Here is a 15,556-nt window from a genome sequence, read left to right as displayed (position 1 = left end):
CTCACGCAAGGACATCCGGCACTCCTATGAAAACTGCGGAAATCGCGCAGCGCTACCTCTCCTACTTCGAGAAGAACGACCACCTCATCGTCCCCTCGGCATCCCTGGTCAGCGACGACCCCTCGCTGCTGTTCACGGTCGCCGGCATGGTCCCGATGATCCCGTACCTCACGGGCGTGGTCCCGGCGCCGCATCCGCGCATCGCCGACCTGCAGAAGTGCATCCGGACCAACGACATCGAGGAGGTCGGGCGCACCGCGCGTCACGGCACGTTCTTCCAGATGCTCGGCAACTGGTCGTTCGGCGACTACTTCAAGGAAGGCGCGATCCGCTACGCCTGGGAGCTGCTCACGAGCTCGGAGGCCGACGGCGGCCTCGGCTTCGACGAGAAGGATCTCTGGGTCACCGTCTACGAGACCGACGACGAGGCCGAGGCGATCTGGCGCGACATCATCGGACTCAAGCCGGAGCGCATCCAGCGCCTCGGCCGCGCGGACAACTACTGGAACACCGGGCAGCCCGGTCCCGGTGGCCCTGACTCCGAGATCTTCTTCGACCGCGGCCCGGCCTACGGCAAAGACGGCGGCCCCGCTGTCGACGACTCGCGGTTCCTCGAGATCTGGAACCTCGTGTTCATGCAGGACTTCATCGAGAACATCCGCGGCAAGACCGAGTTCGACATCGTGGGCGAACTGCCGATGAAGAACATCGACACCGGCATGGGCCTGGAGCGCGTCGCGTTCCTCAAGCAGGGCGTCGAGAACATGTACGAGACCGACCAGGTGCGTCCGGTGCTCGACCGCGCCGTCGAGCTCTCGGGCCGTCGCTACGGCGCCGTGCACGAGGACGACGTCCGTTTCCGCGTGATCGCGGACCACGTGCGCTCCTCGCTCATGCTCCTCTCGGACGGTGTCCGTCCGTCGAACGAGGGCCGCGGCTACATCCTGCGGCGCCTCATGCGCCGCACCGTGCGGGCCATGCGCCTCCTCGGTGTCGACGACCCCGCGTTCCCCGAGCTGTTCGCCGCCTCCCGCGACGCGATGAAGTCGGCCTACCCGGAGCTGGAGCGCGACTGGTCCGTGCTCTCCTCGGCGGCCTTCGCCGAGGAGGAGACCTTCCGGCGCACCCTGGCGCAGGGATCGACCATCCTCGACCTCGCGCTCGACGAGACGAAGAAGGGCGGCGGGAAGACCCTCAGCGGTTCCGAGGCGTTCCTGCTGCACGACACCTACGGCTTCCCGATCGACCTCACTCTGGAGGTCGCCGAAGAGGCCGGACTGGACGTGGACCGCGCCGCGTTCGACTCCCTCATGCAGGAGCAGCGTCAGCGCGCGAAGGACGACGCCCGCAACCGCAAGCGCCAGCTCGCGGATGTCTCGGTGTACCGCGACCTGCGCGCGCTGGGCGAGACGGGCTTCGACGGCTACACGGCCCTCGAGGTGGAGTCCCGTGTGCTCGGCCTGCTCGTCGACGGCGCGCCGGTGCGCAGCGCCGCCGAGGGCCAGATCGCCGAGGTGGTGCTCGCCGAGACGACGCTGTACGCCGAGTCCGGCGGCCAGGTCGCCGACAAGGGCACCATCGTGGGCCCGGGCTACGAGCTCGAGGTGCTCGACGTGCAGCGTCCGGTCCCCGGGCTGATCAGCCACACGGTCGAGGTCTCCCGCGGCACGGTCGCGGTCGACGACATCGCGACGACGATCGTCGACGCCGCCAACCGCCGCGCCGCCCGCCAGGCGCATTCCGCCACCCACCTCGTGCACGCCGCCCTCCGCGACACGCTCGGTCCGACGGCCACGCAGTCCGGGTCGCTCAACCGCGCCGGGTACATGCGATTCGACTTCGCCTGGTCGCAGGCGCTGTCGACGGACACCCGCGCGGAGATCGAAGAGATCACGAACCGCGCCGTGCAGGACGCCCTCGAGGTGACCACCCGCATCGTGACGCTCGACGAGGCCAAGGAAGCCGGCGCCATGGCGCTCTTCGGCGAGAAGTACGGCGACGTCGTGCGGATGGTCGACATCGGCGGCCCGTGGTCGCGCGAGCTCTGCGCCGGCACGCACGTGTCGACCAGTGCGGAGATCGGCCTGGTCAGCGTGGTGGGGGAGTCGTCGGTCGGCGCCTCCAACCGCCGGATCGAGGCTCTCGTCGGCGCGGATGCGTTCCGTGAGCTCGCGGCGGAGCGGGCTCTCGTGTCGCAGCTCACCGCCTCCCTGAAGACCCCGCGCGAGCAGCTCCCCGAGCGGATCGCCGATCTCGCCGCGAGCCTCAAGGCCGCGGAGAAGCGCATCGCGCAGTTCGAGGCGAAGGAGCGGGCGGGGCGCATTCCCGCCATCGCCGAGGCCGCGACGCGCGTCGGAGACTTCCGCGTGGCGGCGCAGACGCTGGGCGATGTGGCCTCCGCGGACGATGTCCGCGAGCTCGTCAACGGCGTGCGCGACCGGCTGGGTTCCGATCCCGCGGTCGTCGCGCTCGGTGCGGTCGTCAACGGTCGCCCCGTCGTCGTCGTCGCCACGAACGAGGCTGCGCGCAGTGCCGGTGCGAAGGCGGGTGCGCTCGCGAAGCGCGCCGCCGGTGTGCTCGGCGGAGGCGGCGGTGGGCGTGACGACGTCGCCCAGGGCGGCGGCACCGACGCGGCGGCGCTGCCCGCCGCGCTCGAGGCCGTCTCCCAGGAGCTGCGCCGCGCGTGAGCGGTTATCGCCGCGGGGTCCGGCTCGGCATCGACGTCGGCCGGGCCCGCGTGGGCGTGGCCCGGTCCGATCCGGACGGCATGCTGGCCGTCCCCGTCGAGACCGTGCCCCGCGACGAGCGCTCGCTCGCGCGCATCGCGGAGCTGGCTGCGGAGTACGAGCCGCTGGAGATCGTCGTCGGCCTGCCCGTGAACATGCAGGGTGCGGACACGCCGTCGACGGTGGATGCGCGCGAGTTCGCGGCGGCTCTCCAGGCGCGGAGCGGTGTGCCGGTACGCCTCGTCGACGAGCGTCTGAGCACCGTCTCCGCGCATGCGGCGTTGCGGAGTTCTGGGCGATCACAGAAGAACTCTCGTAGCATTGTGGATCAGGTCGCCGCCGTGGTGCTGCTGCAGCAGGCGATCGACACGGAGAAGAGCACCGGAAACCCGGCCGGTGCCCCGGTCCCCGTTGACGAGGAGCCCGCCTGAACATGTCCGAACGCGAGAGCCGTGCGCCCGAGCACGAGCAGAGCACCCGGTTGGGGGATCTGTTCGAGAACCTCCCCGCTCCGTCCCCGCAGGTCCCGACCGCCGGAGACGACACGCCGGCGCCCGGATCCCGCCGTGCGGCCAGGGAGGCCGCGGCGCGCGAGCAGGAGGCCCCGCCCGCTCCGGACGCCGGTGTCGCACCCGCTGCCGATGTGCCCGCCCGCCCGGTCTCGGCGTCGGCGGCGACCACTGCGGAGACACCGGGGAACGACCACCGGTCGGCGGTGCCCGGCGCGGATGCCGAACCGGTCGCGACACGCGCGATGCCCCTCGCCGCGACGAGCGCGGATGAGACCCCCGCTCCGGGGCCGCGCCGGTCGACCGGCACCGAAGACTTCGCACCCGCGCTGGGCGGCGGGCTCGACGAGATCTTCGCCGCCCAGGACGACGGCCGCGATCACGGTGCGCCGACCAAGAAGAAGCGCCGCAAGGGCTGCCTCGTCGCCCTGATCATCGTCCTGGTGATCCTCGGCGGCATCGCCGCCGGCGGAGTCTGGGTCGCCAACACCTTCGGCGACCGCATCGCCGACGCCATGGGGTGGGGGGAGCCGAAGGACTGGGAGCCCGGTCAGGCGACCGGTGAGGTGTACGTCACGATCAAGCAGGGCGACACGGGCGGCCCCGTGTCGACGGCGCTGTACGAAGCCGGCGTCACGAAGACCGAGGACGTCTTCTACGACTACCTCATCGACGAGAACATCGCGGTGACCTTCTATCCCGGCGTCTACCGCCTGCAGAAGAAGATGACGGCGGAGGATGCCCTCGCCGCGCTCCGCAACGAGGAGAACAAGCTCGAGAACACCGTCTCCATGCCGGAGGGCGGGACGATCGAATCGGCCCTGCCGTCCATGGCGGAGACTCTCGGGATGCCGCTGGCCGACCTCGAGGCAGCCGTCGCCGATCCGTCCGCGTACGGGGTGGAGGCGCAGAGCCTGGAGGGGTGGCTGTTCCCCGCGGTGTACACGTTCGACCCCGAGGTCACCGCGACGCAGGTCATCCAGCGCATGGTCGACCGGACGCGCGAATCGCTCGCCGCCGCCGGCGTCCCGGACGAGGACGCGCAGCGGATCCTCACGATCGCCTCGATCATCCAGCGCGAAGGCCGCACGGACGACTTCGCCAAGGTGTCCCGCGTGATCCAGAACCGCCTCGACGACGACATGCTGCTCCAGATGGACTCGACGGCGCAGTACGGGTACGGCTCCCTGCATGAGGGCGTGGTCTCGAGCTCGGCCGAGGCTCTGGAAGACCCCAACGAGTGGAACACCTACGTGAACAAGGGGCTTCCGGCCACGCCGATCGCGAGCCCGAACGATGCCGCGATCGATGCCGCGATGCACCCCGCGGACGGGCCGTGGATCTACTTCGTCACCGTCAACCTCGAGACCGGCGAGACGCAGTTCTCGGAGACCCTCGCGGAGCACGAGCAGGGCGTGGAGAAGTGGCGGGACTGGTGCCGCGCGAACCCCGACGCCGGTTGCTGACGCGGTGAACCGGAGACGGCTGGCGGTCTGGGGCGACCCGATCGGGCACTCACGGTCGCCGGAGCTGCACGCTGCGGCCTACGCGGTGCTCGGACTGGACTGGGAGTACGGGCGCCGTCAGGTCGGCGCGGAGGGCTTCAACGACGCGGTCGAGGCCCTCGACGACACCTGGCGCGGCCTGTCCCTGACGATGCCGCTCAAGGAGGAGGCGTACCGATACGCCGCCACCCGAGACGCCCACGCGGAGCTGACCGGCGCGGTCAACACGCTCCTGCTCTCGGAGACCCCGGCAGGATTCAACACCGACGTCGGCGGGATCGTCGATGCGCTCGGGGACGCCGGCATCCGCGAGATCGGGACGGCGCGGATCCTGGGCGCCGGAGCCACGGCGGCCTCGGCCCTCGTCGCTCTCGCCGACCTGGGGGCGACACGGGTCGAGGTCGCCGCCCGTCGGCCTGAGCGCGCCGCGGGGCTCGTCGGGATCGGGGAGCGACGCGGCGTCGTGGTCACCCCGCGACCGCTCGACGTGGTGGAGGGCGCCGTCGACCTCACGGTGGCGACCCTGCCCTCCGGCGCCGTGCTTCCGCCGGAGAGTGCCGCCCGACTGGCCCAGAGCGGCGGCACGCTGTTCGACGCCGCCTACGCGCCCTGGCCGTCCGCCCTGGCGGCGGCATGGGGTGCGGCGCCGGTGGTCTCCGGGCTCGGGATGCTGCTGCATCAGGCGGTCCGGCAGATCCGGATCTTCCTGCACGGCGACCCGGTCTCGCCGCTGCCGGACGAGGAGGCCGTCCTCGCCGCGATGCGCGCCGCCCTCTGAGCGCCGCCGGACGAAACGCGGCACGGCGCGGGGGGAAACGCATGGGAGACTAGAGCACATGCTCCGCGTGCTCACGGCCGGCGAATCGCACGGCCCAGAACTCATCGCCGTCATGGAGGGTCTGCCCTCCGGCGTCCCGGTGTCGTCCGAGGCCATCCAGGCCGACCTCGCCCGCCGCAAGCTCGGCTATGGACGCGGCTCCCGGATGAAGTTCGAACAGGACGAGCTCACGATCTCCGGTGGCGTCCGGCACGGGAAGACGCTGGGCAGCCCCATCGCCCTGCGCATCGGCAACACCGAGTGGCCGAAGTGGATCGAGGTCATGAACCCGGAGCCGGTGGAGCTCACCGATCGCTCGCGCGGTCGTGGCGCCCCGCTGACCCGGCCACGTCCGGGACACGCCGACCTCGTGGGCATGCAGAAGTACGACTTCGATGAGGCCCGTCCGATCCTCGAGCGGGCGAGCGCCCGGGAGACCGCCGCCCGCGTGGCGCTCGGTGCTGTCGCCCGCTCCTTCCTCGGCGAGCTCGGCATCCGACTCGTCAGCCACACGCTCTCCATCGGTCCGGTGCGCGTGCCGGATGGCGCGGCGCTGCCGACCCCGGATGACGTGGACGCGCTGGACGCCGACCCGCTGCGGTGCTTCGACCCCGCGACCTCGGCGCTCATGGTCGCGGAGGTGGACGACGCCAAGAAGGACGGCGACACGCTCGGCGGCATCGTCGAGGTCCTGGCGTACGGCCTGCCGCCGGGGCTCGGCTCCCACGTGCACTGGGATCGCCGCCTGGACGCCCGGCTGGCCCAGGCGCTCATGAGCATCCAGGCGATCAAGGGCGTGGAGGTCGGCGACGGCTTCGAGACCACCCGCCGCCGCGGCTCCGCCGCCCACGACGAGCTCTTCGCCACCGCCGACGGCATCGCCCGCGGCACGGACCGCGCCGGCGGCACCGAGGGCGGCATGTCCACCGGGACCGTGCTGCGCGTGCGGGCCGGCATGAAGCCGATCGCGACCGTGCCCCACGCGCTGCGCACGATCGACGTCGCGACCGGCGACGAGGCGACCGCGCACCACCAGCGTTCCGACGTCTGTGCCGTGCCCGCGGCGGGGGTCGTCGCGGAGGCCATGGTCGCGATCGAGCTGGCGCGCGCCGTGCTGGAGAAGTTCGGCGGCGACAGCATCCGCGAGACGCGCCGCAACCTGGCGGGATACCTCGACGGCATCCCCGCGGAGCTGCGCACGGCCCCCGCGTCCGAGGCGGCGCTCATCGCGCATGACGAACGCGGCTGATCCGCTGACGCTGGTCCTCGTCGGACCGATGGCGGCCGGCAAGACCAGCGTCGGACGAAGGGTCGCACGGCGGCTGGGCGTCGCCTTCATCGACACCGACAAGCGCATCGTCGCCGCGTACGGCCCGATCCCCGAGATCTTCGCCACGCACGGCGAGGCGCACTTCCGGGACCTGGAGCGCGCGGCGGTCCGCGAGGCCCTCGCCGAGGGCGGCGTGATCTCCCTCGGCGGTGGCGCCGTCACGGATCCGGAGACGCGCGCGCTGCTGCGCGCTCATCCGGTGGTCTTCCTCACCGTGACCGAGGCGGCCGTCGCCGACCGCCTGCGCGGCGGGACGCGCCCGCTGCTGGCGGGCGAGGACCCGGTCGAGAAGTGGAAGCGCATCTTCGCCGAACGGCGAGGATGGTACGACGAGGTGGCGTCGGCCACGTTCGACACCTCGCGGCGTCCGATGCAGCGCATCGCGGACGAGATCGTGGCATGGAGGAGAGAACAGCGATGAGCACGACGACCATCAGCGTCACCGGGAACGACGCCTACGACATCACGATCGGACGGGGGATCCTCGACCAGGTGTCCGCGGCTCTCGCGCCGGGCGTCCGCAAGATCCTCGTCGTGCACCCGCCGACCCTCGCAGCCCGCGCCGCCGAGCTCCGCGACCGGCTCCTCGCCGACACCGCGGATGGCCCGCGCGAGGTGCTGCTCGCCGAGATCCCGGATGCCGAGCAGGGCAAGCGCATCGAGGTCGCCGCTTTCTGCTGGCAGGTCATGGGCCAGGCGGACTTCACCCGGACGGACGCCGTCGTCGGCTACGGCGGGGGAGCGGTGACCGACCTCGCCGGCTTCGTCGCGGCGACCTGGCTGCGCGGCATCCAGATCGTCCAGGTGCCCACCACCGTCCTCGGCCTCGTGGACGCCGCGGTGGGCGGCAAGACGGGCGTCAACACCGCGGAGGGCAAGAACCTCGTCGGCGCCTTCTGGGCCCCGCGCGCCGTCGTCGGCGACCTCGACGAACTGGGCAGCCTGAGCCTGAACGAGGCCACCGCCGGCTTCGCGGAGGTCGTCAAGGCCGGTTTCATCTGGGCGCCGGAGATCCTCGACATCGTCGAGGCCGATCCCGCGCGCGCGGTCGACACCACGACGGACGAGTTCCGCCGGGCGGTCGAGCTCGCGATAGACATGAAGGCGCAGGTCGTCTCGGACGACTTCCGCGAGGCCGGGCAGCGGGAGATCCTGAACTACGGCCACACGCTCGGCCACGCGATCGAGCACGCCGAGCGGTACCGCTGGCGGCACGGGGCGGCCATCTCGATCGGCATGCTGTACGCCGCGGAGCTGTCCCGGCTCGCGGGGCGCCTGTCGGACGCCGCGGCGGAGCGCCACCGCACGATCCTCGAGTCGCTCGGCCTGCCGACGTCGTACCGGGCCGGTGCCTGGCCGCAGCTGCTCGCCACGATGCAGCGCGACAAGAAGAGCCGCGGCGGCATGCTCCGCTTCATCCTGTTGGACGACATCGCCAAGCCCACCGTGCTCCAGGCGCCGGATGAGTCGCTGCTCTTCGCCGCCTACCAGGAGATCGGGGCATGAGCATCGCCGTCCGGCGCATCACACCGGAGGACTGGCGGGAGGTCAAGGCGCTGCGGCTGCAGGCCCTCGCCGACCCGGCCGCACCGATGGCCTTCCTCGACTCCGTCGAGCACGCCGCCGCACAGCCCGACCGCTTCTGGCAGGAGCGCGCCGCAAATGCCGCGGGTGACGCCGCCTCCGCGCAGTTCGTCGCGATCGCCGACGACGGCGCCTGGACCGGGACCGTGACCGTGCTTCCGCATCGCGAGCAGCACGACACGGGGCTGGTCGTCGGGGTCTACGTGGCGGACACGCATCGCGGTGCGGGCGTCATCGATGCGCTCCTCGACGCCGCGGCGGCCTGGGCCCGCGATCGCGGCCTCCGCGCGCTCGTACTCGAGGTGCACGTCGACAACGAGCGCGCGCAGGCGGTCTACCGTCGGCGTGGGTTCGTCCGGACCGGGGAGATCGAGACGGCCAACTTCGGGCGGGAATGGGTCATGCGTCGCGAGCTGGTCGACACCGGGAGCGTGCCCGCATGAGCGCCCCGCGTCGGCTGCTGCTCGTCAACGGCCCCAACCTCAACCTCCTCGGCACCCGCGAACCCGAGGTGTACGGCACGGCGACCCTCGCCGACGTCGAGCGGATCACCGCCGAGGCCGCCGCCGCGCTCGGGTTCGAGGTGCGGGCGCTGCAGAGCAACCACGAGGGCGTGCTCATCGACGCGATCCACGACGCGCGGGCGGACTGCGCGGGCATCGTCATCAACCCGGGCGGCCTCACCCACACCTCCGTCGCCCTGCGTGACGCGCTCACAGGCGTCGCGTTGCCCTTCGCCGAGGTCCACATCTCCGACGTGTACGCCCGCGAGGAGTTCCGTCACCACTCGTACCTGCACGACGTCGCCGCGGTGCGTGTCATCGGACGCGGCGTGGAGGGCTACGCCGACGCGGTGCGGGACCTCGTCGCGCAGCTCTGAGCGCGCGGGGATCAGGGCAGGCCGACGAGCAGCACGCACACCGTGATGCCCACGAGCGTCAACAGGGCCATGGCGAGGAAACAGGCGGCCAGCGCACGGAGCCGTGGCCGCATGCTCGACACCGCGAGGCGGATGACGACCATCGCGGCCAGGCCCAGGACCAGGATGATCGCGGTCACCAGGCCGACGGTTCCCGCCGCGCCGCCGCTGCGGACGATGCCGATCAGGGGCACGAGGCTGACCGCCGTGAAGATCGTGGCGACGATGAGCCAGACCGCCCCGGACGACGTCCGCAGCGCCGGCTGATTCGCCATCCTGGTCGGGTCCCGGTCGCGATCGTCTTCGCTCATGTCGATTCCTCCTGTCCTCGTCCACGCTGCCCGGGACCACGGGCATCGTCACGGGGCTTCCGCTCTCGCGGAGGAGCGTCTATCGTGCCCCGCGACGGCCCGCGCCGGGCATCCCGTAGAATCGACTGTCGGCCGACCCCGGCCCCCACGGACTCAGGAACGGAACTCCTCGCACATGGCATCCACCGCAGACATCAAGAACGGCGTCGTCCTCAGCATCGACGGGCAGCTCTGGAGCGTCATCGAGTTCCAGCACGTCAAGCCCGGCAAGGGCGGCGCCTTCGTCCGCACGAAGCTGAAGAACGTCGTCTCGGGCAAGACCGTGGACCGCACGTACAACGCCGGGGCGAAGATCGACATCGAGAACGTCGACCGCCGGGACTACACCTACCTCTACACCGACGGTGACGGGTTCGTGTTCATGGACCAGACCGACTTCGACCAGATCACGCTGCCGGCGGCCACGGTCGGCGACGCGAAGAACTTCCTGCTCGAGAACCAGCAGGTCACCATCGCCCTCAACAACGGCAACCCCCTCTACATCGACCTCCCGGCCTCGGTCATCCTCGAGGTGACCTACACCGAGCCCGGTCTGCAGGGCGACCGCTCGTCCGCCGGCACCAAGCCCGCGACGCTCGAGACCGGCTACGAGATCCAGGTCCCGCTGTTCCTGGAGACCGGCACGAAGGTCAAGGTCGACACCCGCACGGGCGAGTACCTCGGCCGCGAGAAGTAAGGCGTGAGCGCCCGCACGAAGGCGCGCAAGCGCGCGCTCGACATCCTGTTCTCGGCCGACGTCCGCGGCGACGAAGTCGCGGTGGCCCTCGCCGCCGAGGCGAAGCGCGCGGCGAACGAGCCCGCACGTGAGGCGTCGTGGCTGTACGCCCGCGAGATCGTCGACGGCATCATCGACCAGCGCGACGAGATCGACGAGCAGATCACGACCCACAGCCGCGACTGGAAGCTCGAGCGGATGCCCGCCGTCGACCGCGCTCTGCTGCGCATCGGCGCGTGGGAGATCCTCTACAACGACGACGTGCCGACAGCGGTCGCGATCGACGAGGCGGTGGAGCTCGCGAAGGAGTTCTCCACCGACGAGTCGGGCGCGTTCGTGCACGGCGTGCTCGCCCGCGTCGCCCGCTCGGCCTGAGCGCCGCAGCAGCGGTGTCGGCGGTGGCGGGCAGGATCGTCTCATGATCCGCCCGCCCGCCTCCGCCACCCCGGGAGACGGGGCGCGGGATTGGCGTGCCCTGTTGGACGCCGGCGCTGCCCCGGCGGCGGCGACCCCCCTCGCGCTCGGGTTCGAGGTGCGCGTCCGCGACGCCCGAGGAGCCAACCCGTGGGCCTCACGCCCGCAGCGCACCGCGACTCCCCGTGACGTCGCCAAGGGTGTGGGGGAGATCCTCCTCGGCATCCGTCCGCTGGAGCGGAGCGCAGCGACGGGGTCCTGGGTGCTCGGCTCCGCCACCTGGGACGCGGTCCGCCGCGCGCCGGACCAGTACGGTCGGGAGCAGTCGCGGTGGTTCGCCGATCTGCTGAGCATCGCGCGCGACGCGCTGCTCTCCGGCACGGCGGGGGACTGGCTCGTCGCCGACCTCATCGAGTCGCGGCTCCTCTGGGGGCATCTGCGGTCGGCGACCGACCTCGGCATCCCGCTCGTGGCGGCCCAGCGGTCGACGACGCTCGTCCTCGCCGACGCCGCGGAACTGACGGCGACCGTGTCCCGTGACGATGACGGCGGCCTCGTCGTCCGTCCGGTCGTGACTCTGGACGGGCGCGAGACGCCGCCGGGCAGCATCCGCGCCCTCGGGCGCTCCGGCGTGTACGAGGTCGCGCAGAGCGGGTCGCGCCTGCAGGTGACGCTCGCGGAGCTTCCGCTCGCGGGGCCCGCGCCGTCGCTGCTCCGGGCCGGGATGCTCGTCGTCCCCGCAGCGGAGGAGGCGGCCTTCCTCCAGGACGCCTATCCACTCCTCGCGCGCCGTCTCCCCGTCCGCGCGGTCGGCCGCGTCGCGCTCCCCGACCTCCCACCGCCCCGTGCCGTGCTCCGGGTGGCGTTCCGTCGCGGAGACACCGTGGAGTACACCGTCGAGTGGGACTATCGCGGCTTCGGGAGGGTGCCGTTCACGCCGGGTCCGGAGGCCGTGCGCGATCCGGAGGCCGAAGCCTCTGTGACGCATCGGATCCGGAACGTCTGGCAGGAGCACGGCGTCGCGTTCGCCCCCGCGGGGGCGTTCCACGACGTGGCGGCCGCGGAGTTCATGACCCGCGTCGTCCCCGCCGTGGAGGCGGAGGGCGTCGAGGTGGAGGTGTCTGGCCGCCGCAAGACGTATCGCGAGCTCGCCGGGGAGCCGGAGATCACGGTCTCGACCGTGGAGAGCACCGACCCCGACTGGTTCGACCTCGGCGTGATCGTCCGCATCGACGGGCGGAACATCCCCTTCGAGCCGCTGTTCACGGCCCTGAGCGCGGGCCGGCGGAAGCTCCTGCTCGTCGACGGCAGCTACTTCTCCCTGAACCACCCGGCGCTCGACCGTCTGCGCGACCTCCTGGACGAGGCCGGGGATCTGGACGAGTGGGAGACGGGCCCGCGGATCAGTCGGCATCAGACGGATCTGTGGGAGGAGTTCGAGGATCTGGCGGACGAGGCCCTTCCCGCGGTGAGCTGGCGGGCCACCGCCGACGGACTGCGCAGCGCCACTGCGGTGCCGGCGGTGCCCCTCCCTCCGGGGCTCACCGCACAGTTGCGGCCGTACCAGAAGGAGGGGCTGGACTGGCTCGCGTTCCTCTGGTCGCATCGGCTCGGCGGCATCCTCGCCGACGACATGGGTCTCGGGAAGACTGTCCAGCTGCTCGCGCTCATCCTGCACGCCCGTGCGGCGGGGGAGGGACGCCCTTTCCTTGTGGTGGTGCCGACATCCGTGCTGGCGACCTGGCGCACCGAGGCGGCGCGGTTCGCTCCGGGTCTCCGCGTGATCACCCGGGACTCGACCGCCGGGCCTGCCGTGGCCGCCGTGGCTCGCGAGGCCGACGTGGTGCTCACCACCTACGCCGTCGCGCGGCTCGACGAAGAGGGGTTCGCGGGCGTCACCTGGGCCGGGCTGATCCTCGACGAGGCCCAGTTCGTGAAGAACCCGGCGACGAAGCTGCATCGTGCCGTCGCGCGTTTCCCGTCCGACGTCACCATCGCGGTCACGGGCACGCCGCTGGAGAACAGCCTCGAGGAGCTCTGGGCGCTGCTGAAGCTCACGGCACCCGGCCTGTTCGCTTCGGCGCGGAAGTTCCGCGAGCACTACATCCAGCCGATCGAGCAGGGGAAGGTCCCGGAGAACGCGGAGGGCGGACCGTACCGGCAGCGCCGCCTCGCGCAGCTCCGACGACGGATCCGCCCGCTCGTGCTCCGCCGCACCAAGGAGCTCGTCGCTCCGGACCTGCCGCCGAAGCAGGAGCAGGTGCTGGAGATCGAGCTGAGTGCGGGGCATCGCGAGCTCTACGAGACGGTGCTGCAGCGGGAGCGGCAGAAGGTGCTCGGCCTGCTGGAGGATCTCGACCGCAACCGCTTCATCGTGTTCCGTTCCCTGACGCTGCTGCGGATGCTGAGCCTCGCTCCGGCGCTGATCGACCCGGCCGACGCGCGCCTCGGCTCCCGCAAGCTCGACGAGCTCCTGGAGCGGATCGTCGAGCTGCAGGCGGAGGGGCACCGCGCGCTCGTGTTCAGCCAGTTCACGTCCTTCCTCGACATGGCGGCCGCGCGTCTGGACGCCGCCGGCATCCCGTACGCGCACCTCGACGGCTCGACGCGTCATCGCGAGCAGGTGGTCGCGGACTTCGCGGAGGGGGAGCAGCCCGTCTTCCTCATCAGCCTGAAGGCCGGCGGGTTCGGGCTCACGCTGACCGAGGCCGACTACGTCTTCCTCCTCGACCCGTGGTGGAACCCCGCCGCCGAGGCCCAGGCAGTCGACCGCACGCACCGCATCGGCCAGCGCAGCCAGGTGTTCGTCTACCGCATGATCGCCAGCGGCACGATCGAGGAGAAGGTCCTCGCGCTGCAACGCCGCAAGGCCCGCCTGTTCACCGCCGTGCTCGATGACGACGCGCTCTTCGCGCAGACGCTCACCGCCGACGACATCCGCGGTCTCTTCGACGACTAGACCGTTTTCCCCGGCCCGTCCCGCCGGGCGCTCAGGGAGCCGTCGGTACAATCGAACGGTTCATCTTCGAGAGGAATGCAATGCGGATCACGGGACTCGGCCACGCCGGCATGTTCATCGAGACGGTGGGCGGCAACATCATCTGCGACCCGGTGCTCGGCCCGTCCTTCTTCGGGTCCTGGTTCCCGTTCCCGGACAACCGCGCCCTCGACTGGGAGCGCTACGGTCGTGAAGCCGACTTCCTCTACATCTCGCACCGGCACCGCGACCACTTCGACCCGGCGCTCCTGGAGCGGTACATCCGCAAGGACATCGAGGTGCTCCTGCCGGAGTATCCGATCGACGACCTGGAGCAGGACATCCGGGCGCTCGGCTACACGAACATCACCTACGCGCCCGCCGGCGAGATCATCGAGCGCGGGGCGCTCAAGATGATGATCACCCCGCTGCGCGCGCCGAGCGACGGCCCGATCGGCGACTCGTCGCTCAGCGTGGACGACGGCACCGGCTCGATGCTGAACCAGAACGACTCGCACCCGCTCGATCTCGACAAGCTGCTGCACTTCGGGAAGCCCGACGCCTACTTCACGCAGGTCTCCGGGGCGATCTGGTGGCCCATGGTCTACGACCTGCCGCTGGACGCGAAGCAGAACTTCGCCCGCCTCAAGCGCGAGGCGCAGAACAAGCGCGCGATGTACTACATCGAGAAGGTCGACGCTCCGCACGTCTTCCCGATGGCGGGTCCGCCCATGTTCCTCCGCGACGACCTCTTCGACTTCAACGGGATGGGCCGCAACGGCGAGTCCATCTTCACGGACCAGAAGCAGTTCATCGCGCACATGAAGGAGCTGGCCCCGAAGTACGACGGGCAGCTCTTCGTCCCTGGCACTCTCGTCACGATCGACGGCGGTGCGGTGACCACCGAGCAGACGCTCTACACCGAGGCCGAGCTCGCCCACATCTTCGACGAGAAGTGGGAGTACCTGGAGGAGCAGCGCGCGACCCGCCAGCAGGAGATCCGCGACGAGGAGGCCTCGCGCGCCGAGATCATCCCGCCGGAGGAGATGCTGGCCGCGATCAAGGAATGGTGGGAGCCGCTGCTGAAGAAGTCGCGCACCATCCGCCTCGGCGTCGGCGGGCACGTCCGCTTCCGCATCGGGGAGCTGGACATGGTGGTCGACTTCCCGCGCGCCAAGGTCCGCGAGTACGCGGGGGAGGAGTGCGTGTACTGGTACACGATCCCGGCCGACCTCGTCTCGACGAACATCCGCGACCACGAGATCGACTGGTCGAACTCGATCTTCCTGTCGATGCAGTTCTCGGTCGGCCGCAGCGGCAAGTTCAACGAGTTCCTCACCACGTTCCTCAAGTGCCTCTCGGTCGACCGGATCGAGTACGTCGAGAACTGGTACCAGGAGCAGACCGACCAGACCGAGGATGCGGAGATCGGCGACTGGGTCGTCCAGCGCCGCTGCCCGCACCTGCGCGCCGACCTCACCAAGACGGGGAAGGTCGACGAGGACGGCATCCTCACATGCAGCATGCACGACTGGAAGTGGGACCTGAAGACCGGACGCTGCCTCTCCACGAGCGGCCACCCGATCCGTTCCTCGAAGATCGACGACGTGACGGATCCGGTGCTCCGCGAGGCGAGCTGATCTGCGGAGGCCTGAGCGCTCCGATAGACTGAGATCACAAGCAACCTTT

Annotated in this window: 14 protein-coding genes; 13 read left to right on the top strand and 1 reads right to left on the bottom strand. The window is 71.0% G+C overall.

Annotation, left to right across the window (positions count from 1 at the left end; all coding sequences use genetic code 11):
• Positions 1–26 precede the first annotated feature (26 nt).
• From alaS to aroQ, 9 genes are read left to right on the top strand one after another with little or no spacing between them, the layout of a single operon-like run.
• Positions 27–2,687 (top strand): alanine--tRNA ligase, encoded by a 2,661-nt coding sequence (gene alaS, locus ACFU8V_RS10860; RefSeq protein ID WP_249521864.1) that lies wholly within the window; start codon positions 27–29, stop codon positions 2,685–2,687.
• Entirely contained in the window at positions 2,684–3,157 is a 474-nt protein-coding gene (ruvX, locus tag ACFU8V_RS10855; RefSeq protein ID WP_085607566.1) for a Holliday junction resolvase RuvX, read from the top strand. The genes alaS and ruvX overlap by 4 nt, the downstream gene beginning before the upstream one ends.
• 2 nt (positions 3,158–3,159) lie before the next feature.
• On the top strand, positions 3,160–4,701 hold the full coding sequence (gene mltG / locus ACFU8V_RS10850; RefSeq protein WP_378870995.1) for an endolytic transglycosylase MltG: 1,542 nt from the start codon (positions 3,160–3,162) through the stop codon (positions 4,699–4,701).
• A 4-nt stretch (positions 4,702–4,705) separates the two neighbouring features.
• A complete protein-coding gene (locus tag ACFU8V_RS10845) occupies positions 4,706–5,518 on the top strand; it encodes a shikimate dehydrogenase (RefSeq protein ID WP_249521866.1) in 813 nt (270 codons plus the stop codon).
• A gap of 58 nt (positions 5,519–5,576) precedes the next feature.
• The gene (aroC, locus tag ACFU8V_RS10840; RefSeq protein ID WP_378870993.1) at positions 5,577–6,806 is read left to right on the top strand and encodes a chorismate synthase; all 1,230 of its coding nucleotides are present in this window, start codon (positions 5,577–5,579) and stop codon (positions 6,804–6,806) included.
• Positions 6,790–7,308: a shikimate kinase gene (locus ACFU8V_RS10835; RefSeq protein WP_085607560.1), complete on the top strand. Its 519-nt coding sequence runs from the start codon at positions 6,790–6,792 to the stop codon at positions 7,306–7,308. The genes aroC and ACFU8V_RS10835 overlap by 17 nt, the downstream gene beginning before the upstream one ends.
• The gene (gene aroB, locus ACFU8V_RS10830) at positions 7,305–8,393 is read left to right on the top strand and encodes a 3-dehydroquinate synthase (protein WP_378870989.1); all 1,089 of its coding nucleotides are present in this window, start codon (positions 7,305–7,307) and stop codon (positions 8,391–8,393) included. Before ACFU8V_RS10835 ends, aroB begins: the two co-directional genes overlap by 4 nt.
• Entirely contained in the window at positions 8,390–8,914 is a 525-nt protein-coding gene (locus ACFU8V_RS10825) for a GNAT family N-acetyltransferase (RefSeq protein WP_378870986.1), read from the top strand. Before aroB ends, ACFU8V_RS10825 begins: the two co-directional genes overlap by 4 nt.
• Positions 8,911–9,351: a type II 3-dehydroquinate dehydratase gene (gene aroQ, locus ACFU8V_RS10820; protein WP_378870983.1), complete on the top strand. Its 441-nt coding sequence runs from the start codon at positions 8,911–8,913 to the stop codon at positions 9,349–9,351. Before ACFU8V_RS10825 ends, aroQ begins: the two co-directional genes overlap by 4 nt.
• Positions 9,352–9,362: 11 nt before the next feature.
• Here the strand turns inward: aroQ and ACFU8V_RS10815 are convergent, their stop codons facing one another.
• A complete protein-coding gene (locus ACFU8V_RS10815; protein WP_249521867.1) occupies positions 9,363–9,701 on the bottom strand; it encodes a hypothetical protein in 339 nt (112 codons plus the stop codon).
• A gap of 175 nt (positions 9,702–9,876) precedes the next feature.
• Here ACFU8V_RS10815 and efp point away from each other — a divergent pair, with 175 nt between their 5' ends.
• The 4 genes from efp to ACFU8V_RS10795 all read left to right on the top strand — a co-directional run bounded on the left by efp (position 9,877) and on the right by ACFU8V_RS10795 (position 15,507).
• Positions 9,877–10,437 carry an elongation factor P gene (gene efp, locus ACFU8V_RS10810; protein WP_025103502.1) on the top strand — a complete coding sequence of 187 codons (561 nt, stop codon included), beginning with the start codon at positions 9,877–9,879 and terminating at the stop codon, positions 10,435–10,437.
• 3 nt (positions 10,438–10,440) lie between these two features.
• Positions 10,441–10,851 carry a transcription antitermination factor NusB gene (gene nusB, locus ACFU8V_RS10805; RefSeq protein ID WP_025103501.1) on the top strand — a complete coding sequence of 137 codons (411 nt, stop codon included), beginning with the start codon at positions 10,441–10,443 and terminating at the stop codon, positions 10,849–10,851.
• A 43-nt stretch (positions 10,852–10,894) separates the two neighbouring features.
• On the top strand, positions 10,895–13,849 hold the full coding sequence (locus ACFU8V_RS10800; protein WP_378870978.1) for a DEAD/DEAH box helicase: 2,955 nt from the start codon (positions 10,895–10,897) through the stop codon (positions 13,847–13,849).
• An 80-nt stretch (positions 13,850–13,929) separates the two neighbouring features.
• On the top strand, positions 13,930–15,507 hold the full coding sequence (locus ACFU8V_RS10795; protein WP_126893171.1) for a Rieske 2Fe-2S domain-containing protein: 1,578 nt from the start codon (positions 13,930–13,932) through the stop codon (positions 15,505–15,507).
• Positions 15,508–15,556 lie beyond the last annotated feature (49 nt).

The organism is Microbacterium sp. NPDC057658 (assembly GCF_042799975.1).
Classification (GTDB): domain Bacteria; phylum Actinomycetota; class Actinomycetes; order Actinomycetales; family Microbacteriaceae; genus Microbacterium.
Note: the sequence above shows the minus strand (reverse complement) of the source record. Positions and strands in the feature narration are given on the sequence as shown.

Coding starts and splice junctions, on each gene's coding strand:
- efp (WP_025103502.1), top strand. CDS start 9,877: ATGGCATCCACCGCAGACATCAAGAACGGCGTCGTCCTCAGCATCGAC.
- ACFU8V_RS10795 (WP_126893171.1), top strand. CDS start 13,930: ATGCGGATCACGGGACTCGGCCACGCCGGCATGTTCATCGAGACGGTG.
- aroB (WP_378870989.1), top strand. CDS start 7,305: ATGAGCACGACGACCATCAGCGTCACCGGGAACGACGCCTACGACATC.
- ACFU8V_RS10825 (WP_378870986.1), top strand. CDS start 8,390: ATGAGCATCGCCGTCCGGCGCATCACACCGGAGGACTGGCGGGAGGTC.
- ACFU8V_RS10800 (WP_378870978.1), top strand. CDS start 10,895: ATGATCCGCCCGCCCGCCTCCGCCACCCCGGGAGACGGGGCGCGGGAT.
- ACFU8V_RS10815 (WP_249521867.1), bottom strand. CDS start 9,701: ATGAGCGAAGACGATCGCGACCGGGACCCGACCAGGATGGCGAATCAG.
- mltG (WP_378870995.1), top strand. CDS start 3,160: ATGTCCGAACGCGAGAGCCGTGCGCCCGAGCACGAGCAGAGCACCCGG.
- aroC (WP_378870993.1), top strand. CDS start 5,577: ATGCTCCGCGTGCTCACGGCCGGCGAATCGCACGGCCCAGAACTCATC.
- alaS (WP_249521864.1), top strand. CDS start 27: ATGAAAACTGCGGAAATCGCGCAGCGCTACCTCTCCTACTTCGAGAAG.
- ACFU8V_RS10835 (WP_085607560.1), top strand. CDS start 6,790: ATGACGAACGCGGCTGATCCGCTGACGCTGGTCCTCGTCGGACCGATG.
- aroQ (WP_378870983.1), top strand. CDS start 8,911: ATGAGCGCCCCGCGTCGGCTGCTGCTCGTCAACGGCCCCAACCTCAAC.